Annotated in this window: 22 protein-coding genes and 1 riboswitch; of the genes, 5 read left to right on the forward strand and 17 right to left on the reverse strand. The window is 65.5% G+C overall.

Annotated features, from left to right (window positions below; genetic code table 11):
* Positions 1–56: 56 nt before the first annotated feature.
* Together AB6724_RS00900 and AB6724_RS00905 are read left to right on the forward strand one after the other, a co-directional pair.
* Positions 57–449, forward strand: coding sequence for a hypothetical protein (locus tag AB6724_RS00900; protein WP_369336615.1), 393 nt, complete (start codon positions 57–59; stop codon positions 447–449).
* Positions 450–620: 171 nt separating this feature from the next.
* Positions 621–2729: a TonB-dependent copper receptor gene (locus AB6724_RS00905; RefSeq protein ID WP_369336616.1), complete on the forward strand. Its 2109-nt coding sequence runs from the start codon at positions 621–623 to the stop codon at positions 2727–2729.
* Positions 2730–2823: 94 nt separating this feature from the next.
* Here the strand turns inward: AB6724_RS00905 and AB6724_RS00910 are convergent, their stop codons facing one another.
* From AB6724_RS00910 to AB6724_RS00920, 3 genes are all read right to left on the reverse strand, one after another.
* A complete protein-coding gene (locus AB6724_RS00910; RefSeq protein WP_369336617.1) occupies positions 2824–3981 on the reverse strand; it encodes a lipocalin-like domain-containing protein in 1158 nt (385 codons plus the stop codon).
* 59 nt (positions 3982–4040) lie between these two features.
* Positions 4041–4481, reverse strand: a complete 441-nt coding sequence (locus AB6724_RS00915; protein WP_369336618.1) for a VOC family protein — start codon at positions 4479–4481, stop codon at positions 4041–4043.
* A 150-nt stretch (positions 4482–4631) separates the two neighbouring features.
* Positions 4632–7277 carry an FtsX-like permease family protein gene (locus AB6724_RS00920; RefSeq protein ID WP_369336619.1) on the reverse strand — a complete coding sequence of 882 codons (2646 nt, stop codon included), beginning with the start codon at positions 7275–7277 and terminating at the stop codon, positions 4632–4634.
* A gap of 65 nt (positions 7278–7342) precedes the next feature.
* A riboswitch (cobalamin riboswitch) is annotated at positions 7343–7569 on the forward strand.
* 65 nt (positions 7570–7634) lie between these two features.
* On the opposite strand from AB6724_RS00920, the gene AB6724_RS00925 reads away from it, so the two are divergent.
* Positions 7635–9548, forward strand: a complete 1914-nt coding sequence (locus tag AB6724_RS00925) for a TonB-dependent receptor domain-containing protein (RefSeq protein WP_369336620.1) — start codon at positions 7635–7637, stop codon at positions 9546–9548.
* A gap of 445 nt (positions 9549–9993) precedes the next feature.
* On the forward strand, positions 9994–10422 hold the full coding sequence (locus AB6724_RS00930; protein WP_369336621.1) for an Hsp20/alpha crystallin family protein: 429 nt from the start codon (positions 9994–9996) through the stop codon (positions 10420–10422).
* A 32-nt stretch (positions 10423–10454) separates the two neighbouring features.
* Here AB6724_RS00930 and AB6724_RS00935 read toward each other — a convergent pair whose 3' ends face one another.
* From AB6724_RS00935 to AB6724_RS00960, 6 genes are all read right to left on the reverse strand, one after another.
* The gene (locus AB6724_RS00935) at positions 10455–11174 is read right to left on the reverse strand and encodes an ABC transporter ATP-binding protein (RefSeq protein ID WP_369336622.1); all 720 of its coding nucleotides are present in this window, start codon (positions 11172–11174) and stop codon (positions 10455–10457) included.
* A 37-nt stretch (positions 11175–11211) separates the two neighbouring features.
* Positions 11212–12219, reverse strand: a complete 1008-nt coding sequence (miaA, locus tag AB6724_RS00940) for a tRNA (adenosine(37)-N6)-dimethylallyltransferase MiaA (protein WP_369336623.1) — start codon at positions 12217–12219, stop codon at positions 11212–11214.
* A gap of 121 nt (positions 12220–12340) precedes the next feature.
* Entirely contained in the window at positions 12341–13663 is a 1323-nt protein-coding gene (locus AB6724_RS00945; protein WP_369336624.1) for a sulfatase family protein, read from the reverse strand.
* 16 nt (positions 13664–13679) lie between these two features.
* On the reverse strand, positions 13680–14678 hold the full coding sequence (locus tag AB6724_RS00950; RefSeq protein ID WP_369336625.1) for a tripartite tricarboxylate transporter substrate-binding protein: 999 nt from the start codon (positions 14676–14678) through the stop codon (positions 13680–13682).
* A 116-nt stretch (positions 14679–14794) separates the two neighbouring features.
* Positions 14795–16060: a multidrug effflux MFS transporter gene (locus tag AB6724_RS00955; protein ID WP_369336626.1), complete on the reverse strand. Its 1266-nt coding sequence runs from the start codon at positions 16058–16060 to the stop codon at positions 14795–14797.
* A 68-nt stretch (positions 16061–16128) separates the two neighbouring features.
* Positions 16129–16992 (reverse strand): alpha/beta hydrolase, encoded by an 864-nt coding sequence (locus tag AB6724_RS00960; protein WP_369336627.1) that lies wholly within the window; start codon positions 16990–16992, stop codon positions 16129–16131.
* Positions 16993–17176: 184 nt separating this feature from the next.
* Here AB6724_RS00960 and AB6724_RS00965 point away from each other — a divergent pair, with 184 nt between their 5' ends.
* Positions 17177–18055: a methylglyoxal synthase gene (locus tag AB6724_RS00965; RefSeq protein ID WP_369336628.1), complete on the forward strand. Its 879-nt coding sequence runs from the start codon at positions 17177–17179 to the stop codon at positions 18053–18055.
* A 6-nt stretch (positions 18056–18061) separates the two neighbouring features.
* On the opposite strand, the gene AB6724_RS00970 is transcribed toward AB6724_RS00965, so the two are convergent.
* From AB6724_RS00970 to AB6724_RS01005, 8 genes are all read right to left on the reverse strand, one after another.
* Positions 18062–18445: a YfeK family protein gene (locus AB6724_RS00970; protein ID WP_369336629.1), complete on the reverse strand. Its 384-nt coding sequence runs from the start codon at positions 18443–18445 to the stop codon at positions 18062–18064.
* Between the two features lie 64 nt (positions 18446–18509).
* Positions 18510–18929, reverse strand: coding sequence for a cupin domain-containing protein (locus AB6724_RS00975; protein ID WP_369336630.1), 420 nt, complete (start codon positions 18927–18929; stop codon positions 18510–18512).
* Between the two features lie 109 nt (positions 18930–19038).
* Positions 19039–20640: an alkaline phosphatase D family protein gene (locus AB6724_RS00980; RefSeq protein WP_369336631.1), complete on the reverse strand. Its 1602-nt coding sequence runs from the start codon at positions 20638–20640 to the stop codon at positions 19039–19041.
* 242 nt (positions 20641–20882) lie between these two features.
* Positions 20883–21977 carry a porin gene (locus AB6724_RS00985; RefSeq protein WP_369336632.1) on the reverse strand — a complete coding sequence of 365 codons (1095 nt, stop codon included), beginning with the start codon at positions 21975–21977 and terminating at the stop codon, positions 20883–20885.
* A 109-nt stretch (positions 21978–22086) separates the two neighbouring features.
* Entirely contained in the window at positions 22087–22884 is a 798-nt protein-coding gene (locus AB6724_RS00990; RefSeq protein WP_369336633.1) for an SRPBCC family protein, read from the reverse strand.
* On the reverse strand, positions 22874–23353 hold the full coding sequence (locus tag AB6724_RS00995; protein WP_369336634.1) for a (2Fe-2S)-binding protein: 480 nt from the start codon (positions 23351–23353) through the stop codon (positions 22874–22876). The genes AB6724_RS00990 and AB6724_RS00995 overlap by 11 nt, the downstream gene beginning before the upstream one ends.
* Positions 23350–24231 carry an FAD binding domain-containing protein gene (locus AB6724_RS01000; protein ID WP_369336635.1) on the reverse strand — a complete coding sequence of 294 codons (882 nt, stop codon included), beginning with the start codon at positions 24229–24231 and terminating at the stop codon, positions 23350–23352. Before AB6724_RS01000 ends, AB6724_RS00995 begins: the two co-directional genes overlap by 4 nt.
* Positions 24224–26533, reverse strand: a complete 2310-nt coding sequence (locus AB6724_RS01005; RefSeq protein WP_369336636.1) for a xanthine dehydrogenase family protein molybdopterin-binding subunit — start codon at positions 26531–26533, stop codon at positions 24224–24226. Before AB6724_RS01005 ends, AB6724_RS01000 begins: the two co-directional genes overlap by 8 nt.
* Between the last annotated feature and the right edge of the window lie 107 nt (positions 26534–26640).

The raw sequence follows: 26640 nt of genomic DNA on the forward strand, positions 1-26640 counted from the left end.
GGCGCGGCACCGTCGAGCCGCTGTGGGCCGGCGAGCGTATACACTTTGCAACTTCTATGCTCGAGCGTGTACGTCGGAACAGATCTTTCGCCGCCCTGGTCACGGCGGTGTTTGCGCTGCTGCTGTTGACGGCGGCCCTGTCCGGCGTGCGCGTGCGTACCGGCCTGGGCATTGAGGCCGCATGGGCTGATGTGTGCTCGACCAGTCATGCGGCGGGGGAGCCGGCCTCGTGGCCGGGCGCTCCCGATGAGGACATGGGCCATGGCGCCCACAGCCCGGACTGCGTGCTGTGTATCGCTCTGGCCCCTCCAGAGTCCTTGAAGGCCGATATCCATAGGCCGCCCGTTCCGGCATTCCATCAGAAGTGGCGCAGCCTGCCAGCGCTGCTCGCCATGCTGGATATCGCCGCACCGCTTCCTGCACGCGGTCCTCCCGGCGCAGCCGCGTAAACCACCTGCCTTCGCGCGGCGGATTTGCGCGCCTCTATTCCCTGTTCCAGCGCCAAGGCCTGCACGGCTTTGGGCTGCGCCTTTCAATTCGCCAAGGCCTTCCCACTGGGAAAGCCTGTGGCCGCCTGCACGCCTGTCTGTGATCGAGCTGCGTGCGGGCCGAGGACACTCATGAATATCTCCAAGAACGCTAAAGGCCATGCCATGGCCAGCGAAAAGACTCGTCCCTCGCTGCCGTCCAGCCGCAGCGCCATTGCCCTGGCCATCCTGGGCCTGAGCGGCCTGCAGACCGTAGCCCAGGCTCAGGAGGCGGCCGAGTCCGCGATGCCGGAACTGGTGGTGACGGCGGTACACGACCACTCTCCCTTGCATGTCGTGGCCGACCCCAAGCAGCCGCGCCAACCAGTGCCGGCCAGCGATGCGGCGGATTACCTCAAAAGCATTCCCGGCTTTGCGGCGATACGCAGCGGCGGCTCCAATAGCGACCCGGTGTTTCGCGGCCAGTTCGGCTCGCGCCTGCCGATACTGACGAATGGCACGACCATGCTCGGCGCCTGTCCGGGGCGCATGGACTCGCCGAGTTCCTATATCTCGCCCGAAACCTATGATCTGCTGACCGTGGTCAAAGGTCCGCAGACCGTGGCCTGGGGTCCCGGGGTCTCGGCGGGCGTGGTGCGCTTCGACCGCGAAAAGCCGCAGCTCAAGGACGGCGAGATCCGTTTCTCGGCCAGCGCCCTGGCGGGCACGGCGGCACGCATTGACCAGAATCTCGACTTTCTGGCCGGCAATGAAAGCTATTACCTGCGTCTGACGGCCAACCACTCCCAAAGCAAGGACTACAAGGACGGCCGCGGCCGTATCGTGCCCTCGCACTGGGACAAGTGGAATACCGATGTGGCGCTGGGCTTCACGCCCGACGCCCAGACCCTGATCGAGCTGTCCGCGGGCACCGGCGACGGCGAGGCCCGCTACGGCGGCCGCGGCATGGACGGCACGCGCTTCAGGCGCGAGAGCGCCGGACTGCGTTTCGAGAAGAGCGCGATCTCGCCCCTGCTGAGCAAGCTCGAGGCCCAGCTGTACTACAACCAGGCCGATCATGTGATGGACAACTTCAGCCTGCGGCCGTTCAAGCCCAGTGGCCATATGTCCATGCCCATGGCCAGCAATGTGCGGCGCACCACCACGGGTCTGCGCGCGGCGGCAACCTGGGAGCTGACGCCCGCGACTTCGCTGCAGACCGGTATGGATGCGATGAACAGCCCGCACGACAAGCGCTCGGGCAGCGCCATGCAGCCATATGGCAGCAAGCCATGGATGCGCGATGCCAGGTTCAGCAATTTGGGGCTGTTTGCCGAGCTGAACCGGCAGCTGGACCTGGAGAACAAGCTGGTGGCCGGGCTGCGCCTAGACCGGGCTCAGGCCTGGCGCTATCCGGATGCATCGAGCAGCATGGGTGGCATGAGCATGGCCGCCGGCAATGCGGCGGCCAGCAACCACCGTGAAAGCAGTGCTCTGCCCAGCGGCTTTGTGCGCTGGGAGCGCAAGCTGGCCGCTGGCTCCACCGTGTATGCGGGCCTTGGCCATGTACAGCGCTTTCCCGACTACTGGGAGCTGATATCGCCCGGCAACAGCAGCGCCGTCAGCGGCAACGCTTTTGCCAGCCTCAAGCCGGAAAAGACCACGCAGATCGATGTGGGCGCGAGCTGGAAGGCCCAGGACTGGCAGGCCTGGACCTCGGCCTATCTGGGCTATGTGCAGGACCACATGCTGTTCGACTATCGGGGCGGCATGTCTTCCCAGGTGCGCAATGTCAATGCGCGCACCGCCGGCGTCGAGCTGGGCGGCAGCTACCGCCTGACGCCGGCGCTCACGGCCCAGGCCACGCTGGCCTATAGCTGGGCTCAGAACGCCACGGACCAGCGCCCGCTGCCACAGACACCACCGCTGGAAGCCAAGCTGGGCCTGGATTATCGCCAGGGCGCCTGGAGCGCCGGCGCGCTGTGGCGCGTGGTGGCGGCCCAGCACCGCTATGCAGCGGGCCAGGGCAATGTGGTCGGCAAGGACTTCGGGCCCAGCGCAGGCTTCGGCCTACTCTCCGTCAACGCGGGTTACAGCGTGCATCGCAGGCTCAAGCTCACGGCGGGCATGGACAATCTGTTCAACAAGAACTATGCCGAACATCTGAACCTGGCCGGCAATGCGGGCTTCGGCCTGCCGGGCGGCCAGCGCATCAACGAGCCGGGTCGCACGCTCTGGGTGCGCGCCGACCTCAAGTACTAGGCGCGGCGGGCCATGCGGAGGGGCGTTGCACGCGGCTCGCCGCATGACCCGGGCAGACCTGGGCCTTGCCGCCACCGGCCCCAGTCGGCCGGTCCTAAAGCTTCAGCGCATCCGCATACCCGGTCATCTCCAGATAGCCGTTGCCCGCGCGGCTGCCGCGTCCATCGGCACCTATGCGCCGCAGCTCGCACAGTCCTTCCCAGTAGATGGCGCCGGTGCTGGCGCGGCTGTCTAGCTCCTGGTCGTCGACCAGAGCCTGGACCTCGAAAGCTCCGGCCGGAGTTTGCACCCGCCAGGCGACCGGATAGCGGGTCTGGGAATGGGGGCTGGTCCAGTAGCGCAGCGGCTCGAAGCGCACCTCGTCGGCACCGAAGATGCGTGCGCTTTGGCCGGGGGCGCGGAACGAGCCGCCCGCCCATAGCGCGCCGCCGCTGTGGCGCCGCAGATGGAAGGCGGTGAGGGCGCTGCCGTCGTCGAGGTTCATGCCTATCCAGTCCCAGCCCTGTGCGTCACGGTCCAGTAAGGCGGCGCTGCATTCATGGTCCAGCCAGGCGCGGTTGTGCGCGGAGGGCTCGACGGCCAGTTGCCGGCCATCGATGCTAATGCTGCCGCCGACCCGGAGCTGGGGCTGGCTGTAGTAGTAGCTGGCCTGCTCCTCCTTCGGCCCCTTGCGTGAAAGTCCGTTCAAGCCCTGAAGCAGCAAGGGCTGGGTGCTATCAAACTCAAGGGCCAGCGTGAATTCCTTGGCCACCAGCCGGGCGCTGTAATGGCTGGCTTGCGTGGCGTCCCGACCTGCAAGCGCTTGGCGCTTGAGCTGCCAGTCCTGGATGTAAACGTCCGTGTCGCTCTCGCCGGCATCCGCCAGGCCCAAGCCGGCCCGCGCCATGCGTTGGTCGTGGCGCAGCTTCTGGCCCTGGACATCGCAGAGCGCGGCATGCGCAAAGATCAGCTGCTTGGCCGCGAGAGGCGAGTGCAGGGCTTGAGTCCCGGCGACGCGGGAGCGGAAAAAAGTCAGCTGGAAGCCCCAGGGCCTGGCGCCCGCCTGTAGCTGTCCGGTGATGTACCACCATTCGGTCTGCAGATCCGGATGGCTGCCGAAGTCGCGCGGAAACCGCAGGGCCTTGGGCGGCAGGGCCAGGCTTGCCGAAGGCAGGCCGGCCCAGCCCAGGCCCAACGCCGCCAGCGTCTGCAGGGCCTGCCGGCGCGGGCCCGCGGGCTTCAGAGGGTTGGAGGGCGGGAGGCGATACACCATGCGTCATTGTCACTGTTCTGCGGTGCAGCGGGCATGGTGCGAGCCAGACGAGCGGGTCTTCAGCCTATATCCGGCAGCGGCACAATCACCATCCACATGACGCCGAAGCGGTCGGCCACCATGCCGAAACGGCTCGCAAAAAACGTGGGGCCCAGGGACATTTGCACCCGGCCGCCGTCTCCCAGCGCGGCAAAGATGCGCTCGGCTTCCTCGTCGCTGGGCGCATTGATGGACAGGGAAAAGCCCTTGAACTCGGGTTTGCCGTCGTTCATGCCGTCGGAGGCCATGATCTGCGTCTCGCCGATCTGCACATTGGCATGCATGATTTTTTCCGGCGCTACCGCGGCGGGGCCGCAGTCCTGAGGGGAGGCCTCCTTGGGTGCAGGCGGGGCGTCCTTGAAGCGCATCAAGACGGTGACTCGCGCACCTATGGCTTTCTGGTAGAAATTCAGGGCCTCTTCGCAGCGGCCATTGAAAAACAGATACGGCTGGATTTGCATACGGACTCCTGGAGACAGAGAGGGAGCCGCCATTGTGCGCCGAGCCGTTCCGGGAGTGCATGCAAGGCGTGAGCGGGTGTATGGGCATGGGCGGTTTCAGGTCCGCGCGGTCTTGCGCCATCAAGGCCCTGGAGCATTCGGTCCCAGGCTTTACCAGTCTTCCTTGACCGCCAGCACCGCATCGGCCGCTGCCGCCCTGCGTCCGGCCAGCCAGGCCGTGATGACACCCGCCAGGACCACGGCCGCGGCCAGGCCCAGCAGGCGCAACAGGGGCAGGCGCAGTTCCATGGTCCAGTGAAAGCTCTGCGGGTTCACCACATGCACGAGGATCACGGCCACGCCCAGGCCCAGCAAGCTGCCGGCGATGGCGCCCAGCCCGGTCCAGGCCAGGCCCTCGGCCGCGACGACGGTCAGCACATCGCGGCGCGTCAGACCCAGGTGGGCCAGCAGCCCGAACTCCTTGCGCCGGGCCAGCACCTGCGCGCTGAAGCTGGCCGCAATCCCGAACAGGCCTATGCCTATGGCCACGGCCTGCAGCCAGTAGGTCACGGCAAAGCTGCGGTCGAAAATGCGCAGTGATCTGTCGCGCAAGGCCGCGCTGCTCACGAACTCGAGAACCGGAGCCGGCTCGCCGGGGGGGCTGAGCGCATGCTCTATGGCCCGATGCAGATCCGCCGGCCGCGCCTGCGCGCCCGCCGCAGGCCAGACGGCGACCTCGCTGAGCTGGGCATCGCCGCCCAGCGCCAGATAGTCCTGCCAGTCCATGGCCACGGCGCCGAACTGGCGCACATAGTCGCGCCAGATGCCCGCTATGTAGAACGAAGCCGAGGGCCGGGCATGGGTCTTGCGGCTGAAAGCCTCTGCCAGCAAAGGCCAGTCGTCGCCGATTTTCAACCCATAGAGCTGGGCCAGGGCTTCGCTGATATGCACCGGTATGCCGCTGTGCGGCGTGCGCAGCGGCCCCGCCACCCATGGCAGCTGCTGGGCCTGTTCGCCCTTGAGCGAGCGAATCAGCAGGCTGATGGCCGGCTGCTCGGGGCTGAGCGCCAGGGTGTTGCTGCGCATGGCCTGGGCATGCTCAACCGCGGGCAGGCGCGCAATGCGCGCCGCGGCATCGGCGGGCAACAGGGCCGCATCCACGCGGCTGGAGCCGCCGGCGGCGCGGATATACAGCGGCGCGGGCAGCACGGCATCGAGCCATTCCATCATGCTGCCGCGAAAGCTGGTGACCATCACCGTCAGCGCCACGGCCAGGCTGAGGCTGGCCACCACGCCGCCCACGGCCACGGTGGTGGAGCTGCGCATGCGCCGTGCGCGCTCCAGCGCCAGCATGCCCAGCGGGTTCCGGGAAAGTCCTGCAGGCAGCAGGCCTAGCACGGAGCCCAGCAGCCAGGGCAGGGCCGCCATGCCGCCCAGCAGCAGCAAGCCCACGGCCGCATAGGCGGCCAAGGGAATGCCGGCAACCGGCGGCATAAAGGCCAGGCCCGCGCTGGCCAGCAGCAGCGCCAGCGCGGGCCAGAAGCGCGGCGGCTTTTCATGCGTGTTGCCCAGGCCCTTGAGAGTGGCAGCAGGCAGCAGGTCCATGGCCGAACGCGCGGGCCACCAGGCGCCGGCCAGCGTGGCGGCGATGCCCTGCAGTCCAAAGACCAGGGCGGCAGCAGGACTCCACTGCAGCGCCGGCTGCACGCCCGCAAAAAAGCCGCCGCCCAGATCCCCGCCCAGCATCTGCAGAGCGCCCCAGGCCAGCCCGCTGCCCAGCGCAATGCCGGCCGCGCTGCCCACGGCGCCCAGCGCCAGGGCCTCCAGCAGCACCAGCGCCAGGCGCTGGCGCGGCGTGGCACCGAGCACGGCCAGCAGCGCAAACTGCGGCGCGCGCTGGGCCACGCTGAGCGCGAGTACCGAGAACACCAGAAAGGCTCCGGTGAACAAGGCCACCAGGGCCAGCACCGTGAGGTTGACGCGGTAGGCGCGAGACATCTGGCCCACCCGCTGCTGTTCGTCGCCGGGCTGCTGGATCAGTATCTGGCTCTGCCACGCGGGCAGGGCGCGCAGCTCCGCCGCCACCTGGCTGCGTGCTGCGTTGTCGGCCAGCAGCAGATCGATCCGGTCCAGTTGTTGAAAGCGCTGCAGCTTTTCCTGCAGGGCGGCGATGTCCATGACGGCCACGGGAGCGCCCGTGGCCGCTACCGTGCCGGCGATGCGCAGGGTCTGCAGCCGGCCGTTGAGCAGCCAGTGCATTGCGGTGTTGGACGCCCGTTCGGGGCTCAGCTGCAGGGCCTGCAGCGCCGCGGCGTTGAGGAAGACCGCATCGGGCGCGAACAGATCGAGCCGGTCGCTGCCCGCAAACAGCTGTGGCATCAGGGCCGGCGCCACGGGCGCGAGCTTGGTGGCATCGCTGCCCAGCACGCGCAGCGCCGTGCCCCGGGCCGCGCCCTGAGTAGTGCGGGCATCTGCGTCTGGCGCAGGGCGGTCGGCGTCCGCTGCGGGCAGCAGCACCGTGGTCTCGAGCCAGGGAACGGCGGCCGCCACGCCCCGGGTCCGTGCCACCTGCGCATAAAGCTCCAGCGGCAAGCCGTCCTGCATGGCGTGCAGCTGCAGATCGGGTTGGCCGTTGACGCTGCGCACCGCGCGCGAGAACTCGTCCAGAGCCGACTGGTTGATTACATGCACCGCAAAGCCCAGGGCCACGCCCAGCATGATGGCGAGCAGGGCCGTCGCCGTGCGCCAGGGATGCTGGCGCAGTTCCTGCCAGGAGAAGCTGGCCAGCAGCTGCAGAAGCGGAGAGTGGAACAACACGGCTGGGGACTATCGGTCGAAATGGCGCCCTGCATCTGCAGGCGGAGGAGCAAGTATGCGGCATCGCTAAAATAGAGGGTTTTGGTGCTCGCGGCGTTGTTCTGACGCAGCAGTTAAACGGGAAACATGGAGGTCTGCGTTCCCGCGGACTCAGCATGTACTGCCCCCGCAACAGTGAGTGCACAGGTGAAGAACCAAGCTGTCTACCGCAGCCACTGAAGCGCATAGCGCTTTGGGAAGGCCTGGCAGTGAGTGCATCAGTCTGGATACCGGCCAAAGATGTGCCAGGGCTTGCGAGAGCTTCTGGTGGGGGTCGCATCTGGCGGGGACGCCAGTGTCAACGGTTCAAGAATTTTTATGCATAGCTCCAGTTCCCTGCACCCGGGCGGCCTGCCCATGGCCGCAGCTTTTTCCGCACTTCTGACCTGGGCGGCCGCTGCCGCCATGACGCTGTGTTCCGTCACGGCCCGGGCGCAGTCTGTGGTTGCCGGCGAACAGCGCATGGCCGAAACCGTGGTCACGGCCACGCGCTCCGCCATCTCGGTCGACGAGACCCTGGCCGATGTGGCCGTGATCTCCCAGGAACAGATCGAGTCCATGGCTCCGGTACGCTCGGCGGCCGAGCTGCTGCAGCGTCTGGCCGGAGGAGTGCAGCTGTCCAGCAACGGCGGCCGCGGTGCGGCGCAAAGCGTGTTTCTGCGTGGCACGGCCAGCACCCAGACGCTGCTGCTGATCGACGGCGTGCGCTATGGCTCGGCCACCATGGCGGCCCCGGTGCTGGAGAACCTGCCGCTGGAGATGATAGAGCGCATCGAAGTGGTCAAAGGTCCGGCATCCGCACTCTATGGCAGCGAAGCGATAGGCGGTGTGATCCAGGTCTTCACCAAGCGCGGTGCGGATGCCGGCAAGCCCTTCCTCGGCAATGCCTCGGTGACCGCCGGCGAGAACGGCTACAAGGCGGCGTCGGCAGGGCTGCGCGGTGCGCAGGGCGGGTTCGGCTACCAGATTGGCCTGAACCGCCTGGTGGACCACGGCTTCTCGGCAACCAACCCCAAGGCCGGCCCCTATACCTACAACCCCGACCGCGACGGCTTTGACCAGACCTCGGTGAATCTGGGTCTGGGCTATGCGCTCAACAGCGACTGGCGCGTGGACACGAATTTCCTGCAGTCCGAGGGCCGCGTGCATACGGACTCGGGCCTTGGCTCCAATCCCTATTCCGACCTGAAGACCCGGGTGGCCAAGCTCAAGCTCACCGGCAAGGTGCTAGCCGACTGGACCACCTATGTCTCCGTGGGCCAGTCGCGCGACGAGCAGAGGAATTTTGGCTCGCCCTATGGCGACAGCCATTTCAACACCACCCAGCTCGAGTACAAATGGGACAACGAGATCCGTACCATGCTGGGCACGGTGCTGGCGGGGGCCGAGCGGCTGGAGCAGAAGGTCGATGTTTCCAGCGACTATGCCGTGACCCGCCGCAGCATCAATGCGGTGTTTCTGGGCCTCAACGGCAGCACGGGCCGCCACTCCTGGCAGGGGAATGTGCGCCGTGACGACAACTCGCAGTTCGGCGGCATGACCACCTATGGCCTGAGCTACGGCTACGAGCTCATCCAGGGCCTGCGTGCCTATGCCTCGCACGGCAAGAGCATGCGCGCGCCGTCGTTCAATGATTTGTACTATGTGGACCCCAGCTATCCCATGTACAACGGCAATCCCCATCTGCGCCCCGAGGAAGGCCGCAACAACGAGATCGGACTGCAGTGGAGCCAGGGCATTCATCGCGCCAAGCTGCTGCACTTCGACAACAAGGTCAGCAACCTGATTGCCTTCGGCAGCACCGGCATGAGCAATCTGCAAGGCGAGACCCGCCTCAAGGGCTGGAGCCTGGGGTACGGCCTCAATGTCGATGGCTGGGGCGCGTCGCTGAACTACGACTACCTCGACGCCAAGCAGGCCGACGGCCGGCCGGTGCTGCGCCGGGCCAAGAACCAGTTCGCGCTGAATCTGGACAAGCGCCTGGGAGCCTGGAAGCTCGGCGGCAGCCTGCTGCATGTGTCCAGCCGCCAGGACACGGACTTCAACACCTACACCACGGTGACCCTGCCCGCCTATACCACCGTGGATCTGTATGCCGAATACCGCATCAATCCCGAGTGGTCGCTGCAGGCCCGCGTGGCCAATGTGGCCAACAAGCACTACGAAACCGTCTACGGCTTCAACCAGCTGGGCCGCGCAGGCTATCTGACGCTCAAGTGGGCCATGCGTTGATGCGTGGGTGGAGCGAGCCTGAGAAAGCGCTGCGCTCACTGTGGGCCGGGGCGGTAGAACCGTAGCGCATCATCTCTTTGCTACCTCCGGCCACGGAGAGCGTATTTGCGCTGGGTGCCTGCCAGTGTATGGTCGGCGTTAACGAGTTTGGGAACTGACGCCGCAGACGCTTGCTTGATGGCGAGCGGGCCGCTTTGGGCCATGTGACTGAAAGTGTCTGTATTGCGGTTTCGTTGATTTGCGTCAAACCTCTGGCAGTGGCGCTCCGGTGGGCAGCCAGCGCGCTTGAAGTCAGTCTGGATATTCCTCAGAATAAAAACAGAGACTGCTCCATCGTGCGGGCTGCGGGCGCCGCCGTCCGGTGCGGAACAGTCTTGGGCCATGCCTTCGAAGGCCGGTTCGTGGGCTCCAGAGGGCACATCGTGTTTTTCAAAGGAGATCTGTCATGAATGCATTGGTTGGTCGCGGCGGATTGTTCGACGACTTCTTCAAGGATATGAATCCCGGCTTCTATGTTCGCCCTCTGCACGGCGATCCTCTGCCAGCGCCGTCGCAGATACGTCTCGATGTGAAGGAGAACGCCCAAGCCTATACGGTGCAGGCCGAACTGCCCGGCGTACCCAAGGAGGACATCCATGTCTCTATAGACGGCAACGTGGTGAGCTTGCGCGCCGAGGTCACGCAAAAGGATGAGCAGACCAAGGAAGACAAAGTACTGCGCTCCGAACGCTATTTCGGAGCGGTGGAGCGTAGCTTCCAGCTGCCCGTGGAAATCGACGCTGCCCAGTCCAAAGCCAGGTACGAGAATGGCGTGTTGACACTGACCCTGCCCAAGAAACTGGGCGGCCAGGCACGGCGCCTAGCGGTCGAATAGGCGTTTTGCGGGCGTAGCCCTGGCGGCGTGCTTCAGGTGCTTGCGGCAGTTTCCTGAGTCTGCATGCCGACGGCCGTCAAGCGCAGCACCCGGTCTGCTCGCTTGGCTGCCTCGCCGGAGTGGGTGACCAGCACCAGGGCCGTGCCCTGCTCGCGCGTCTGAGCGAGCAGCAGGTCCAGGATCTGCTGGGCGGTGGAAGGGTCGAGATTGCCCGTGGGTTCATCGGCCAGCAGCAGCGGCGGGGAATGCACCAGAGCCCGCGCAATGGCCACGCGCTGCAGCTGCCCGCCGCTGAGCTGCTGGGGCAGGCGCGGGCCTAGGCCTTGCAGTCCCACGGCCTGCAGCAGCTGCTGCACGCGCTGCTCGCCCCCGTCATGCATGCGGCCCAGCAGCATCAGCGGCAGGGCCACGTTCTGCGTCACGTCCAGATGCGGCAGCACATGGAAGGCCTGGAACACAAAACCCAGGTGTGCGCGCCGCCAGATGGCGCGCTGGGCTTCATTCAGCGTGGAAAGATCCACGCCTTGGTGCAGCACCTGACCCTGCTGCCAGCTGTCCAGGCCGGCCAGGCAGTTGAGGAAGGTGGATTTGCCGACGCCCGAGTTGCCGACGATGGCGACGAATTCGCCGGCAGCGATCTCGCAGCTCACCTGCTCGAAGACCGTGGACTGGGCCTCTGCCTCGCCATAGCGTTTGGCAAGGTCGCTGACCTGCAGCAGCGGATGGGCGTGGGATAAGTCGGTGGCGGCCATGCAGCGATCTTAACGAAGGGCGCTGCTGCGGCAGTCCTTAGTCTGCGGCCTGCTGTGCTGCGTCAATGGCAGCCATGGCTGCATCCAGCAATTGCCGCTGAGCGTCGGGTGCATCGCAGGCGATGGCGCGACGCTGGGGCATGGAGCGCAGCCAGGTGATCTGGCGCTTGGCCAGCTGCCGCGTGGCGGCGATGCCGCGCTCGCGCAGGCCCGGCATATCGAGCGGCTTTTCGGGATGGGCTTCAAATGCGTCCAGCACTTCCCAGGCCTGGCGATAGCCCACGCAGCGCATGGACGGCAGATCCAGATGCAGGTCGCCGCGTGCGCGCAGGCTGCGCACTTCGTCGAGGAAGCCTTGCTCCAGCATCAACTCGAAGCGCAGCGCAATGCGCTGGTGCAGCCAGGTCCGGTCCTGGGGCTCCAGCGAAAACAGCGCCGCCAGGCCCATCTGCTCCGCGGGGCCGGCTTGGCTTTTGCTGGTGTGGAAGCTCGCCAGCGGCTTGCCCGAGACATGCCAGACCTCGAGTGCGCGCTGAATGCGCTGGCTGTCGCCTGGGGCCAGGCGTGCGGCGGTGACGGGGTCCACTTCGGCCAGCCTCGCATGCATGGCGGGCCAGCCCAGCTCGGCGGCCTGCGCGTCCAGCATGGCACGTACCTCGGGGTTGGCCGCAGGCATGTCGTCGAGCCCGTCCATCAGCGCCTTGAAGTACAGCATGGTGCCGCCCACCAGCAGCGGAATGGCGCCGCGGGCGCGGATTGCGTCCACCAGCATCTGCGTGTCGCGCACGAACTCGGCCGCGCTATAGGCTTGCAGCGGATCGATGATGTCGATGAGGTGATGCGGGACAGCGGCCAGCTCTGCCGCCGAGGGCTTGGCCGTGCCTATGTCCATGCCGCGATACACCAGGGCCGAGTCCACGCTGATGATCTCGGCCTTTTGCCCGCGCCGTGCCAGCAGATCCGCGAGCGCGAGGGCCGCGGCCGTCTTGCCCGAGGCGGTGGGGCCGGCAATGGCAATACAGGGCAGGGCGTGGGCAGCAGTCATGGGGCGAAATCCGTACAGGTCAAAGCACAAGAACCAATGACCGCCGGCCATTGGTTCTTGCTGGTCGTCAAGGATAACGCAGCCTGCCGCTTTGCGGCTGCGGCGGGACTTAGTGCCCTGCCTAGCCCTGGCTCAGGCGTGTCGGCACATAGCGGTCGGCCTGAATGTCGGGGGACAGGCCGTGGCTGTAGACCTCGTCCGTGAGCGGCAGCAGCTGCCGGTCCCATTCCTCCCATTGCTGGCGCAGCTGTGCAAAGACCTCGGGCTGCAGTTCCTTGAGATTGGCTCTCTCCCTGGGATCGTGGACCACGTCGAACAGAAATTCGTTGTCGTTGATGCGCAAGTATTTCCAGGGACCGCTGCGCACCGCGCGCTGGGACTGGGATTTGTAGCGCCAGAACAGGATGCGCTCTTCGGGCTCGGCCTGGCCCAGCAGCAAGGGCAGCAGGTTCCGGCCGTCGCTGGGGTAGTCGGGATGCGGGTCGGTGCCTGCAGCGGCCAGCAGGGTGGGCAGCCAGTCAAAGGTGGCGGTGACCTGTTCCTGAACCTGGGGCTGGATGCGGGCACTCCAGCGCAGCAGCGTAGGTACGCGGATGCCGCCTTCCAGCAGCTCGGTCTTCTGGCCCGTGAAGGGCCAGGTCTTGGAAAAGCGTTCGCCGCCGTTGTCGCTGGTGAAGATGACGATGGTGTTGTCGGCCTGGCCGGTGTCATCAAGCGCCTGCAGCACCTGGCCCACGGCCTTGTCCAGCGCCTCGACGATCTCGCCGTATTTCTTCAGGCTGCCGCCGTCGTAGTGGAACAGATCCTTGATGCTGTGCGCGACATGCTCGTCATCGGGTCCTTCCCAGGGCCAGTGCGGTGCAGTGAAGTGCAGGGAGAGGAAAAACGGCTTGTCCTGGCCCTTGCGCTCGTGCACATAGCGCGTGGCCTCATCGCCGAGGATATAGGTGTAGTAGCCCGTGCGTTCCACGGGCTCGCTGCCTTGCCAGAGATCTCGCGCGAACTGTTCACCCACGCCGGGCTTGTGCGTGAAGTAGTCGATGGCACCGTGGTGGTTGCCGAAGAAGTAGTCGTAGCCGCTGCGCTGCGGCCCGTAGGCCGGCGGCTGACCCAGATGCCATTTGCCGATCAGGGCCGTATCATAGCCGGCGTTCTTGAGCAGCGAGGGCAGGGTAGGGTGATCGGGCGGCAGGCCCAGCTGCGCTCCATGGCGGGCCAGCGGCTCCTCCAGGCCGGCGCGCAGCCGGTACTGGTAGCGGCCCGTGATGAGTGCGATGCGCGTGGCCGAGCACACGGCGGAATTGGCATAGGCCTGGTTGAAGCGCACGCCCTGAGCGGCGAGACGGTCCAGATGCGGGGTCTTGAAATCGGTGGCGCCATAGACGCCCAGGTCGGCCCAGCCCAGATCGTCGGCCAGGATGAAAACGATATTTGGTGCGGTCATGCGTCGGCTGCTCTGCTTATTCGATGGCGAAACCGGAATTGGCAATCACGGGACGCCACTTGGCGATCTCGGCCACGCGCAACTGCTCCAGCGCCTGCGGCGTGCGCGGGTCGGGCTGCAGGGACAGCTCGGCCCATTTGGGCTGCAGCTTGGGGTCGAGCAACGCGTGGTTGACGGCGCGGTTGACGGTGGCAATGGCTTCGGGCGAAGTGCCTTTGCGTGCCCACAGGCTGTACCAGCCGCTGCCCGTGGCCTTGGGGTAGCCGGCTTCGGCAAAGGTCGGCACATCGGGCAGTTCGCGGCCGCGCTGGCTGCCGAAAGTACCCAGAATGCGGACCTTGCCTTCCTTGTGCAGCGGCGCCAGCTCGCTGGTGGTCTGGATGGCGGAGGCCAGTTGGCCGCTGATCAGATCCGTCGTCATGGCCGGGCCGCCCTTGTAGGGCACATGCACGATGTTGACGCCGGCCGCTTCGCCCAGCAGCAGGCCGAAGAAGTGCGGCAGGCTGCCCACGGCGGGGCTGCCGAAATTGGCTTTTTCGGGGTTGGCCTTGAGCCAGGCCACGTACTCCTGAATATTGCGCGCCGGGTGCTTGGCGGGCACGGCCAGACCGAACTGGAAATGCGCGAGCAGACCCACCGGAGAAAAGTCGCGTGCAGGATCGTAGCCAGGCTTTTTGTAGACGATCTGCGAAAGCACCGGGGTGATCAGAGGCGCGATCAGATAGGTGCCGCCGTCGCTGGGGGCGTTGAGCAGGGTCTGCGCCGCAATCTGGCCGTTGGCGCCGGGCTTGTTGTCCACCACCACATAGTGGTTCTTGCCCAGTTGCGCGGCGATGTTCTCGGCCAGCACGCGTGCCAGCAGATCGATGCCACCGCCCGCGCCAAAGCCCACCAGAATGCGGCTGGACTGAGGAACGGCGGAGCTCTCGGCGGCCTTGGCCAGAGAGTTCAGGGAAAAACCAGCGGCGCTGGCGGCAAGCAGCGAGTGCTGCAGAAAGGAACGGCGGGAATGCATGGCTGGAGATCACAGAAGTGCGGCGCGTTGGCCAGTCCAGGCATTCTCAAAAAATCTCTATAAAAAGAAAAATAATAAAAACTGGTTTTTAAATAGCTTAAACATCTTATTTCAAATCATGATTTGCTGATGCCAAAACGCTGTACCAGCGTCCACGCCGTGATGGCCGTGCAGGCCGACCAGAACCAGATGCCGAAGGCCAGCGGCGTGGCGGAGTCCGCATCTAGATTCAGTCCCAGCCAGTGCCCCATGGCAAAAGCCATGAGCATCATCACCAGACCGTTGATGGCCGAGGCCGTGCCCGCGGCCTGGGGGAAGGGCGCGATGGCATTGCTTTGCCCGCAGGGCATGTGAATGCCGTGGGCGATCTGGTAGAGACTAAAAGGCAGGGCATAGGCCCAGATGTTGCGCAGATCGGCCAGGGCCGCCAGGCCCATGATGGAGCCGGCCGTCAGCGACAACACCCCCGCCACGGCCACGGCGCGCTGCACGCTCATGCTGCGCAGCAGGCGGCGGCAGGCAAAGGTGCCGGCGATATAGCACAGCGCATTGCCGCCCATCATCAGCCCGTACTGTGCACGCTCCATATGCAGCACGTTGATATAGGTGAATGAAGAGGCCGCCAGATTGGTGAACAGGCCCGCATAGCTGAAGCAGGTCAGCAGGTTGTAGGCCTGGAACATGGGGTTGCGCACAATGCGCGACCAGGTGTGCCGCAGATTGCCCAGTTGCAGCGCCTGCGGGTTGCGCAGCGGAATCGATTCCCTGAAGCGCAGCACCACCAGCAGCCAGGCCAGGCTGCCCATGAAGGCCTGGGCCAGCATGGTGGAGCGCCAGCCCAGCCAGCCCACGAGCAAGCTGCCGCTGACGGGAGCCAGAAAGGCCAGCACGCCCAGACCCGTCAGCGCCTTGGACATGACTTGCGCGCCCATATGCGGCGCGTAGAGATCGCGCACCACGGCACGCGCGCACATCACACCGGCTCCCAGGGCTGCGCCTTGCAGGCTGCGCCAGGCAATCAAGGCCTCCATGCTCTGGGCGCTGGCGCAGCCCAGAGCTGCGATCACATAGCCGCCGATGCCCAGCAGCAAGACGGGGCGGCGGCCCAGCCGGTCAGACAGCGGGCCCCAGAGAATCTGCGAGCAGCCAAAGGCCAGCAAAAAGCCGGTCAGTGTCAGCTGGGCCAGCGAGACATGGGCGCCAAAACCTTGCTGCAGCTGGGGCAGGGCGGGCAGATAGAGATCAGTTGCCAGCGGCTGCAGACCCAGCAGCAGCCCCAGCGTGAGGATGACGAGAACTGCAGATTCGGGAGCGCCTTGCGCTTGCTCACCATGGGATTGGGCGGGATTGGGCTCGGATTTCAGGGCAGGCGGCGCAGACATGGTCAGCCAGCCTAGCAGAAGCAGCCCATTGATCCGTGTGCTGACGAGACAGTATGTGGCGATGCCGCTCAGCGCGGATTCAGGCCGAACAGCTCATGCAGGGCCTGGCGGTATTGCGCCTGCGCCTTGGACTGGGTGTTGTGGTGGCTGGCGCCTTCGACCAGGATCAGGCGCTTGGGCTCGCGCGCCGCATCGAACAGCTGCTGGCCCAGCCGGGCCGGAATCAGCGGATCGGCCGTGCCATGCACGACCAGCAGCGGCGACCCTATGGCCGTCACCTTGTCGATCGAATCGAAACGCTGCGTGATCAGCCAGTTCACGGGCAGCCAGCCCCAGCGCATGGAGTCGAACACATCGGGAATGCTGGTGAAGGTGGACTCGACCAGCACCCCGCTTTCGTCCTTGACGAAGCTGGCCAGGTCGATAGCGACCGCGCCGCCCAGCGAGTGGCCGAAGATATAGCGCGGCCTGCCTGCGGCCTGGCGGCCCAGCCAGCCCCAGGCGGCTCGCGCATCCTCGGCGGCCGAGGCCTGCGAGGGCAGGGCCGGGCTGCTCTTGCCAAAGCCGCGGTAGTCCACGGCCAGCACGGAAAAGCCCATGGCCTGCAGGCGCCGTATGCGCGGCGAGGAGCCCGTCACATTCCAGCGTGCCCCATGCAGAAACAGCAGCAGCGGGGCACATGCATCGCTGGATGGCATCCAGAGGGCGTGCAGCCTGGCGGCGCTGCCGTCGCGGCTGCGAAAGTCTATCCATTGCTCCTGCATGCCGGCCGTGTTGGCTCCGGGCCAGCTGCGGTCGCTGGGCTGAAAGATCCAGACGCGCTGCCTGGCATCGAGCTCGCGCATGCCCCAGATCGCAAGCGCCAGCGGTAGGGCCAGACCGAATGCCGCTGCGATGCGGCGCGGGCTCCAGAAGCGTGAGGTCTTGGGCATGGGAAGAAGAGCGAGGCAAGAGGGCGGCTGTCAAGTGCTGTGCAAGTATGGCTGTCTGACCCGACCCCAGTCATTTGGAGTGCATGAATTGGCGATATTCTTGCGGGTGTTTCAAACCGCAAATGCATAGCTGGTTGCGCAGAGTTTGCGAGCGTTTGGAGCCTGTTTGAAGGATTAGTTCACTATGTCGATCTGCCTGGGTCTTGCCGCCAACAAACTCCACCACCAAACCGAGGACGCCGCGCTGTTTGCTCTGCTGCGCGCTTGCGAGGCCGGAATTCGCGAGCTCAAGCTGGGCTTTCATACCGTGGGCCGCACCTATGACGCCATCACGGCGGCCAGCATGCTCCAGGGCTACAAAGGCCTGGTGCGCTATCCCTATGGCCGCGAGGGCGGTCTCATGAGGCTGGTGGCCGAGGTGGTGGGCATGGAGGGCGACGGGCGCACTCTCGATGGCGCCATCTACCTGATGGACCCGGTGGACCCGTCGTCCATCTTCCCCGAAGCCCTGGCCTTGAAGCGCCAGTGCGTGATTCACGGCAAGCCTTTTCTTTCCACCGTCGCTTCCACGCGCGACTGGATCGAGATGGAGCGCATTCACGCGGGCCTGGCGCGCGACCGCAATGCCGACCGCTTTCACGACTATGAAAACCAGACGCTGGCGCTGATTGCCCACGATGCCATGAAGCCCACCATGCTGGACTTTGCGGCCCGCAACTTCGAGCTGCTCAGCCGCTACCGCCGCCGCGTGGGCACGGGCACCACGGGCCAGAAGCTCAACGAAATGGCCTGGAGCAAGGGCTGGCCTGCCGACAAGCCCTGGGTGGACCGCTACAACAGCGGTCCGCTGGGCGGCGATGCGCAGATTGCCGATCTGGTGCTGGAAAAGCGCTGCCACCGCGCCATCTTTTTTGAAGACCCGCATGTGGCACGCCAGCACGAGGCCGATATCCAGCTGCTGGAACGCGCCGTGACCACGGTCACGCACGATGCGGTCTGCAGCACCTCGCCCCAGGTCGCACAGCGCTGGTGCGATGCGGCCGTCAAGCGCGGCGCCGCCTGAGCGCGCTTATTTGCCGGTGCTGCTGCGGTAGCGCCTGAGCTCGGCCTGCAGCCAGGGGCCGCTGGCCACCGTGGCCTGGCCGGCGCAGCGTACTTGGTAGGGCTTGTGGCTCATGCTGCTTTCGCTGCCGGCATTGGCAATGAAATCTTCGGCTGTCACCGGTCCGTATTTCTTGAGCAGATAGTCGTATTTCTGGCGCAGATGGTCGGCAGCCTTGGCGCTGTCATACCAGCTGCCGTTGCGCTGGAACTCGCAGCCCGAGCTTTTGAGCTGGGCGATCAGATGTTCGATCTCCTGGTCGGACGCGGGTGTGGGCTTTTCTGCATGGACGGCCAGCGGCAGCATGGCGGCCAGCACCCAGCCCAGCAGGGTATAGGTCATTTGCTTCATGGTGGGCCGATGGTAGCCGCAAGCCGGCCGGGACTCTCTGCTGCGGCCGGGCCGGAGCAAGGCATCAGGGTGCGGGCGTGGCCAGCGGCTGACCTTTTTCCACCACATAGACGCCTATGAGCTTGACGGTGGAGGTGCTGGCATTGTGGGCATCGTGCACCACGCCCGCGGGCACGACAAAGGACTCGCCGGCCTTGAGGGTGCGCGGAGGCTGGCCGTCGACCAGCAGGTCCACCTGGCCTTCGCTGACATAGCTGATTTCGTCGCCGGGATGGGTGTGGCGGCCGGCGCGCGAGCCGGGGGCCACCTCGACCTTGGCAACCACGGCCTCGCGGCCCGGCATGGAGACATCGGCCTTGCCCACCAGGGTGCGTGACAGGCCGCTGGTCTGGGGCGCACTGGCTTGGGCCCAGGCGCTGCCGCTCAAGGCCAGGGTGCCTGCGGACAGCAGGGTGGCGAACAACGGTATGTGCATGCGAGTCATGGCAAAACTCCCTCCAGGAGACAGGATGTGAAACCTGTCCCTTGTACCGTTTGCGGGCCGGGTGCCGTATGCGGGCCTGCCCTAGCTAGGCAGGGCCGGCCCGCCATGCTCAGGCACGCTGGGGCTGCAGCGTCTTGGTGTAGAGCGCCGCGCCATTCAGGTCCTTGAGCACCACGGTCAAGGCCTGGCTGCGATGGTCGATGTCGAGCTGGCCGAAGAACTGGTAGCCCTCGCTGGGGGCGGAGTTCTGGTGCGGCGCGGCCTTGCTGTAGACGACCTCCAGGCCGAAGGTCTTGTCGGCCTCGTTGGGACCGAAGCCGCCGGCATTGAGCGGGCCCGAGACGAATTCCCAAAACGGTTCGAAATCCTGGAACTGCGCGCGCTCCGGGCTGTAGTGGTGGGCGGCCGTGTAATGCACATCGGCCGTGAGCCAGACCACGTTCTTGATGCCCGCGTCCTTGATGCCCTTGAGCAGGCGCGCCATCTCCAGCTCGCGGCCCTTGGGCACGCCATGGTCGCCGTTGGCCACGGCCTCCCAGAGGCTGCGGCCTTCGGGGTCCTTGCCGTCGGGCACGAACAGGCCTATGGGCATGTCGGCCGCAATCAGCTTCCAGGTGGCCCGGCTCTGCTTGAGGCCGGCGATCAGCCATTCCAGCTGGGGGCGGCCCAGGAAGTCGGTGGCCGCGCTTTCCGAGGTCTGCAGATTGTGGCTGTTGGGGCCGCGGTAGCTGCGCATGTCCAGCACAAAGATATCGGCCAGCGAGCCTTGGGGCAGCACACGGTAGATGCGCTGATGCTCGGCCGCGCCAAAAGTGCGCATGGGCGCATATTCCATGAAGGCGCGCTGGCCGCGCGCCGCCAGCAGCTGGATGTTCTTTTCCGTGTAGGCCGTGTTGGCGCTCAGGTCCTTGCTGTCGGAATAATTGTTCGTGACTTCATGGTCGTCCCACTGCCAGATCTGTGCGACCTCGCTGCCCAGCGCGCGCACATGGGTGTCCATCAGGTTGTAGCGGTGGCGGCCCCGGAATTCGTTCAGGGTTTCGGCCACCTTGGAGACTTCGGGCGTGACGATGTTCTGCCACAGCGAGCCATCGCGCAGCTTGATCTCGGCGGGAATCGGGCCGTCGGCATAGATGGTGTCGCCGCTGTGCAGAAACACATCGGGGTTGGTCTGGCGCATGGACTCGTAGATGCGCATGCCGCCAAAAGCCTCGTTGATGCCGAAGCCCTGGCCCGCCGTATCGCCGCTCCAGACCAGGCGGAAAGGGCGTGTGGCGGGCTGGTGCGCGGCCAGTGGGGTGCGGAAATGTCCCGACACGGCCGGCGAGCGCACATTGGCGCTGGCCAGGTCCTCAAGTACCACGCGGTAGAAGATGTCCTGGCCCGCGGGCAGACCCTGCAGCTCTATGCGCCCCGTGCCGTCGCTGCTGCTCAGCAGGTCGGGGCCGCGCAGCCTGGTGCTTTGGGCAAAGCCGGCCGTGGTGCTCCACTCCAGCCACATGCGCGCATCGCGGCTGGCGCGGGTCCAGACGATGGCGCTGTTGGCCAGCACGTCGCCGCTTTGCACGCCCGAAGGCAGCAGGGCGCGGGACGCATCGCGGGTCACGCTGGCGGGTGCCGTCTGGGCCTTGAGAACGGCCGGCAGAAGACCGGTGCAGGAGGCTAGGGTTCCGGTGGCGAGGCCATGGCCCAAAAAGCGGCGGCGTTCCATTGCTGGCTTTCTTGCGAGTGAACAATGGAGCCCAGCCTAGCCCGTCCCGATGACGCGCCGATGAAGGCCGAGGCTGCTGTTCCGCCGTTCAGCGGCGTGCACAGGCTGGCTGAAGCCGAGCAGCGTTGGTCGACACGGCAGCGCCGCGTTGATCATGAAGCCGGCCACCAGGCGTCCTGCTCCAGGATCGACAAGCTGCTGCCGCCCAGCGCATCGGGGTGGACCCCATACGCTCGGATGGCTTAGAACGCGTGACGCAGACCCACGCCAAAGCCCGTCTGGTTCACGCCCGGCAGCGGCGTTCCTCCGGCCTGGGCGCTGCTGGCGCCAAAGGCCGCGTTGCCGCTGTTCTTCATATAGCCCAGCGAGGCATAGGCCGCCGTGCGCTTGGACAGGTTGTAGGTGCCGCGCAGCACCAGCTGCTGGCCCTTGTCCGCGTTGTCCTTGTACTTGAGCTGGTTGTACTGGGCATCCAGCGTCCACTGGCCCATGGGGTAGCTCACGCCCACAAACCACAGGTCGTTGCGCGGCGAGGCGATATAGCCGTCGTTCTTGCGGCGCATATAGCCGGCGCCGATCTTGGCGCTGCCAAGCTTGGCATAGCCGTTGAGCATGGTGCGCTTGTCGGCCTTGTCGCTGCTGGTCAGTCCCGCGAAAGCGCCAGGGCCGCCGCGCAGCTCGTCATAGGCCAGCGCTGCGCCCCATGCGGCCGCGTCGTACTTGAGCATGGCCGACCACTCGCGGCAGGTCTTGGCGTCGGTGCTGCTTTCGCCCGCGCAGTTGGTGCCGGAGGGACTGGGGCCGGCATTGACGGCATCGCGGCCGAAGCTATAGGTTGCGCCGATCGTCAGGCCCGAGAACGTGCCCTTGTAGGAGATCGCATTGTCGGCACGCGCATTGGGAAAGTAGCTGTCCAGGCTGGCCATGCTGTGCAGGCTCGGGCCGATCACGTCGGCATCGAGCACGGACCAGAACAGCATGGTGTACTGGCGGCCCAGCCCCAGCGAGCCCCAGGGACCGTTGAGGCTGACGAAGGACTGGCGGCCGAAACCGCGGCCGCCCTGGTTGAGGGTGCCGGAGTCGGGGGCGATGCCCATCTCCAGCGTGAACGCGGCGCTCAGGCCCCCGCCCAGATCCTCGCGGCCGCGAAAGCCCAGGCGTGAAGGCACGCTGCCCGAGAGATTGGGCATGCGCGTGAGGGTGGAGCGGCTCGCCCCCACGTTGTTCATGGTTTCGACGGCCGTGTCCAGGATGCCGTAAATCTGTACGGACGATTGTGCATGTGCAAACCCTCCCACCCCCAGAAGCGCGATGGCGCTTGCTACCTTCTTCAGCATGAATGTCTCCAATTTTTAATGTCGTTCAGTATTTTTTGCATGCGTGGCTTGATGCGATTGAGCTGTTGAGTCGTGAGCCTCCTTCTTGGGCGATAGAAAAAACCAGGGCTTATTTCTGCAGCGACTTCAGCCATTCCCGGCATTCGGACGCCGCTGCGACAGGCCATTCGACACAGATCGTCTTGTCCATCTGACGCACTTCCACGCGTATGAGTTGGCCGGCGCTGCGTGCATTGCGGGCACCTCCGAAAATGCGGGTCCACCAGCCGGCATCGCGGCTGGCGTCCTCGGCAGAGGCCGTGATGGCCGCGTCCATGGGTTCTCGCGGCACCGGGCCGGGAGCGGGAACAGGAGCGGGCGCGGGTGCCGGCGCCACTTCGGGGCGGGTGACGGCCTGCCTGGCCGCTGAAGGCGCGACGGGCGCCAGCGAAGGTGCGCCGGGTGTATCGACAGCCTGGCCGCCGGCCTCGATGCGAGCCGCCAGATTGCGGCCAAACTCTTCCCAGAGACGATCGGCCTTGGTCTTCATGACCGACAGGCCGAAGGCGCCCAGGCGACCCAGCACATCGACATTGACCTTGATGCGCAGATCCGTTCCGCCATCGGCGGCAGGCGTCAGGAACACCTCGCTGGTCTGCTTGAGCGAACTGGCCACCGAGGCATCCTCGCCCGTGCCTTCCACGCGCATGTATTCGGGCGCCTTCTGTTCGACGATCTTTGTCTTGAGCTTGAACTTGGCGCTGATGAAGGAAATCTTCTGATGCATCTCGGCCACGTATTCCGTAGGGCTGATGACATCGATGGACTTCATTCCCGGCACGGCACCGGCCATGATTTGAGGATTGAGGAGCAGATCCCAGACCTGTTGGGGAGGGGCTGAAACGGTCAGAGTTTTTTCAATTTCCATGATGCATCTCCTGTGCCGCATGCAGCACGGATTCCACAATTTGGGTGTAGCCGGTGCAGCGGCAGAGGTTGCCGGAAAGGCCGTGGCGCACCTCCTCGCAGCTGGGCTGAGGAGTGTTCTTGAGCAGGTCGCAGGAGGCCATGATGAAACCCGGCGTGCAGTAGCCGCACTGCAGCCCGCCGCACTGCATGAAGTTCTTCTGCAGTGGATGCAGTTCATCACCGGTGGCCAGCCCTTCGATGGTGGTGATGCTGCGACCGTGGACCTGCACGGCCAGCATCAGGCAGGACTTGATGACTTCGCCGTCCAGCAGCACCGAGCAGGCGCCGCAAGTGCCGGTTTCGCAGCCTCGCTTGGTACCTGTCAGATGCAGGTCGTCGCGCAGAAAGTCCGACAGCAGCCGCCGCGACGCCACCTCAACGCTATGCGCTTCGCCGTTGACCCGGCATTCGATGCGATGCGTACTCATGCGGCAACTCCTTCATTGATATCGATTCCAAATAGTTGGGCCAGGGTGCGGCGGGTTACCGTGCGCACCATTTCGCGGCGGAACTCGCTGCTGCCGCGCAGGTCGGAGACGGGCTGGATGTCCTCGGCCACGATGTCGGCGACCTGGGCGGCGAGCTCCGCGTTCACGGCCCTGCCGCGCAGCCAGTCTTCCGCGCGGCGCAGCCTGGTGGGGATGGGCGTGGATGCCCCCACGGCCAGGCGTGCTTGGCGGCAGATCTGCCCCTCCATCTGGACGACCAGAGCCACGCTGACCAGCGGGCGGTGTTCCGCCGCCGTACGCAAGAAACGCGTATAGGCACCTTGGGTGCCGGGAGCCTGTACCGGCACACGGATTTCCAGCAGCACTTCATCGGGCTCCATGGCCGTGGTGTAGTAGTCGACTAGGAACTCTTCCATCGACAGCTCGCGTTCGCCGCGTGTGCTGCCCAGAACGACCGAAGCGTCGAGAGCCATCAGGCAGCCTGGTGGGTCCGTGGATGGGTCCGCATAGCAAAGATTGCCGCCGATCGTGCCTTGGTTGCGCACCTGCGGATTGGCCACCTGGCTGGCCATCCGCGCGAGCACCGGGGCATGCTTCTTCACCAGCTCGGAGCGAGCCACATCGATATGGCGGTTCATGGCTCCAATACGCAGACCTTGCCGCGGATCGAAATCGATGCCATGCAGCCGGGGCAGTTTTGCCACCGAAATCAAGCAAGTGGGCGCGAGCATGCGTTGGCGCATGGCCAGCATCAGAGCCGATCCGCCGGCGATGATGCGTGCATCGTCGCCGTGTGCGGCCAGCAACTGGCTGGCTTCCTCAACGGAGCGAGGCTCCGCAAAATCAAATTCACGCATGGCTTGTTCCTTGCTGCAGCTGCTTGTCGCGCAAGGCCGCCAGCACTTTTTCCGGTGTGATGGGCAGATCGGTGATGCGCACGCCGATCGCGTCATAGACCGCGTTGGCAATGGCAGGCGCGCCGGGCAGGATGGCGGTTTCGCTGGCGCCCTTGGCGCCATAGGGCCCGTTGGGATCGTTGGATTCCACAAGGCCGCCACGCAGCAGGGGAACTGCATCGGCGGTCGCCATGTTGTAGTCCGCGAAATTGCCGTTCGCCAGGCGCCCGTTCTCGTAGTGCAGCTGCTCGTACAGCGTCCAGCCAATGGCTTGAACGGTGGCGCCATTGGTCTGGCCGTGAATCGCAACGGGATTGAGTGCCTTGCCGCAGTCGTCGGCAACGTAGCTGTCGATGACGCTAACCTGGCCGGTTTCGATATCCACCTCCACTTCAACGGCCTGGGCTGCGTAGGAGTAAGCGGCGGCAATATTGCCGTAGAGCTTGTCGTCATGCATCACGGTCTTGGGGTCCCAGGTCCCGGTGACCTGAATGCCTCCTCCGCCATGACGCCAGATATGCTGGCGCGCCAGCTCGGCCATGGTGGCGCGGCGTTCCGGCTCGGCGCTCACGTAAACAGCACCGCTTCCCAGCGACAGGGCTTCGGAGGGTGCATTCAAGCGTTCGGCGGCCAGGCTCAACAACTCTTCCCGTGCCTTGCGCGCGGCAACGATGGCCGCATTGCCGCCCGACATGGTGACGCGTGAAGCCAGAGTGCCCACGGCCACCGGCGCGACATCGGTGTCGGGAGGTACCACGTGGATGTCGGCCAGAGGCAGGTCCAGTTCATGGGCCACGATCTGGCTGAGCATGGTGCTGGCCCCTTGGCCCATATCGCATTCACCGCTGATGATGAAGACTCGGCCGTCTTCGTTGATCTTGATGACCAGCGTGGAGCCGTCCCAGTTGCCGATGGTGCGGTTGCCGCTCACATGCATGGCCGCAGCCATGCCCACGCCGCGGCGCTTGACGCCAGCGGCCTTGGCGCATTGGCGTTTGCGGGTCCAGCCTATGGCCTCGGTTGCCATGTCTATGCATTCCAGAAGCCCGGTGCTGCCGATATGCCAGCCGTGAATCGAGACTTCGCCGGCCTTGAGCGCGTTGATCTTGTGCACCTGCACCGGATCCAGGCCCAGCTTTTCCGCCATGGTGTGGATGTGGCTGTTGAGCGCAAACTGCATCTGTGTTCCGCCAAAGCCCCGGAAGGCGCCGCGTGGCGGATTGTTGGTGTAGTACAGCGTGGCTTCGGAGCGCACGTTGGGATTGCGGTGCATGTTGTCGCTGCGCATGGCGCTGACGTGCATGACATCACCGGCAAGGCCCGCATAGGCACCGCATTCGGCAATGATGCGCACCTGCTTGGCGACGATGCCGCCGTCCTTGCGCATGCCCAGCTTGAGCGTGATGCGCTCCGGCACACTGGCGCATGCGGCCTGGAAGTCCTCCAGGCGGTTGTTGACCAGCCGCACCGGGCGCCGGGTATGCAAGGCCAGCAGGCCGGCGATCAACTGGTTGTCGTCCTCCACAATCTTGCCGCCGAAGCCGCCTCCGGTGGCTGCCTGCATCACGCGCACGCGGGAAATCGGCAGACCCAGGGTCATGGCCACCTGCATGCGCACCAGATTCACCGCCTGGGTCGAGGTGTAGAGCACCAGGCGGCCATCGGGATCGAGCGAGGCCACCGTGGCCATGGGCTCCATATAGCCGGGGTATTGCGAGTGAGTGGTGTAGGTGGCTTCGTGGATCAGGTCCGCAGCGGCAAAGCCTGCCTCCACGTCCCCGCGCTCGAACTGGATGTGGTGGCCCACGTTGTTGCGCCCCGGATGGATGCCAAAGGCTTCTTCATCCATGGCTTCCTCGGGCGTCAGAATCGCGGGCAATTCTTCGTACTCCACCCGGATCAGATCCAGCGCGTCGCGTGCGATTTCATCGGAAACGGCGGCCACGGCGGCCACTTCCTCGCCGCAGTAACGCACCACGCCTTTGGCCAGAACGGCGCGTTCCTTGTGATGCGCGCCCCAGAGATTGGCCGGAGCGTCAGCGCCGGTCAACACCGCTTTGACGCCAGGCAGCGCGCGCGCTGCGGTGGTGTCTATGCGCACGATGCGCGCATGCGGGTAGGGACTGCGCAGAACCTTGCCATGCAGCATGCCCGCAAGCTTGAGATCTCCGGCATAGATGGCTCGGCCAAGCACCTTGGCCCTGGCCGTCACCTGCGGGGTGTCCACGCCTAGCGTGGATTGGGATGAAAGAGCAGATGTCATATCCGTTGCTCGCGGCAAGAGGTCCCGGGTCCTTCCGGACCTGAGGCTCCTGCTACGTCATATAGAGGTCTGTTTGAATCGCCCAGGGCCGTTCCTGCACGATCCCT

This window comes from Comamonas guangdongensis (genome assembly GCF_041079535.1).
GTDB lineage: Bacteria > Pseudomonadota > Gammaproteobacteria > Burkholderiales > Burkholderiaceae_C > Comamonas > Comamonas guangdongensis.

Coding starts and splice junctions, on each gene's coding strand:
- AB6724_RS00915 (WP_369336618.1), bottom strand. CDS start 4,481: ATGCAAATCCAGCCGTATCTGTTTTTCAATGGCCGCTGCGAAGAGGCC.
- AB6724_RS00955 (WP_369336626.1), bottom strand. CDS start 16,060: ATGTCTGCGCCGCCTGCCCTGAAATCCGAGCCCAATCCCGCCCAATCC.
- AB6724_RS00905 (WP_369336616.1), top strand. CDS start 621: ATGAATATCTCCAAGAACGCTAAAGGCCATGCCATGGCCAGCGAAAAG.
- AB6724_RS00970 (WP_369336629.1), bottom strand. CDS start 18,445: ATGAAGCAAATGACCTATACCCTGCTGGGCTGGGTGCTGGCCGCCATG.
- AB6724_RS00990 (WP_369336633.1), bottom strand. CDS start 22,884: ATGGAAATTGAAAAAACTCTGACCGTTTCAGCCCCTCCCCAACAGGTC.
- AB6724_RS00965 (WP_369336628.1), top strand. CDS start 17,177: ATGTCGATCTGCCTGGGTCTTGCCGCCAACAAACTCCACCACCAAACC.
- AB6724_RS00980 (WP_369336631.1), bottom strand. CDS start 20,640: ATGGAACGCCGCCGCTTTTTGGGCCATGGCCTCGCCACCGGAACCCTA.
- AB6724_RS00960 (WP_369336627.1), bottom strand. CDS start 16,992: ATGCCCAAGACCTCACGCTTCTGGAGCCCGCGCCGCATCGCAGCGGCA.
- AB6724_RS01000 (WP_369336635.1), bottom strand. CDS start 24,231: ATGCGTGAATTTGATTTTGCGGAGCCTCGCTCCGTTGAGGAAGCCAGC.
- AB6724_RS01005 (WP_369336636.1), bottom strand. CDS start 26,533: ATGACATCTGCTCTTTCATCCCAATCCACGCTAGGCGTGGACACCCCG.
- AB6724_RS00935 (WP_369336622.1), bottom strand. CDS start 11,174: ATGGCCGCCACCGACTTATCCCACGCCCATCCGCTGCTGCAGGTCAGC.
- AB6724_RS00985 (WP_369336632.1), bottom strand. CDS start 21,977: ATGCTGAAGAAGGTAGCAAGCGCCATCGCGCTTCTGGGGGTGGGAGGG.
- AB6724_RS00995 (WP_369336634.1), bottom strand. CDS start 23,353: ATGAGTACGCATCGCATCGAATGCCGGGTCAACGGCGAAGCGCATAGC.
- AB6724_RS00925 (WP_369336620.1), top strand. CDS start 7,635: ATGCATAGCTCCAGTTCCCTGCACCCGGGCGGCCTGCCCATGGCCGCA.
- AB6724_RS00910 (WP_369336617.1), bottom strand. CDS start 3,981: ATGGTGTATCGCCTCCCGCCCTCCAACCCTCTGAAGCCCGCGGGCCCG.
- AB6724_RS00950 (WP_369336625.1), bottom strand. CDS start 14,678: ATGCATTCCCGCCGTTCCTTTCTGCAGCACTCGCTGCTTGCCGCCAGC.
- AB6724_RS00930 (WP_369336621.1), top strand. CDS start 9,994: ATGAATGCATTGGTTGGTCGCGGCGGATTGTTCGACGACTTCTTCAAG.
- AB6724_RS00945 (WP_369336624.1), bottom strand. CDS start 13,663: ATGACCGCACCAAATATCGTTTTCATCCTGGCCGACGATCTGGGCTGG.
- miaA (WP_369336623.1), bottom strand. CDS start 12,219: ATGACTGCTGCCCACGCCCTGCCCTGTATTGCCATTGCCGGCCCCACC.
- AB6724_RS00900 (WP_369336615.1), top strand. CDS start 57: ATGCTCGAGCGTGTACGTCGGAACAGATCTTTCGCCGCCCTGGTCACG.
- AB6724_RS00975 (WP_369336630.1), bottom strand. CDS start 18,929: ATGACTCGCATGCACATACCGTTGTTCGCCACCCTGCTGTCCGCAGGC.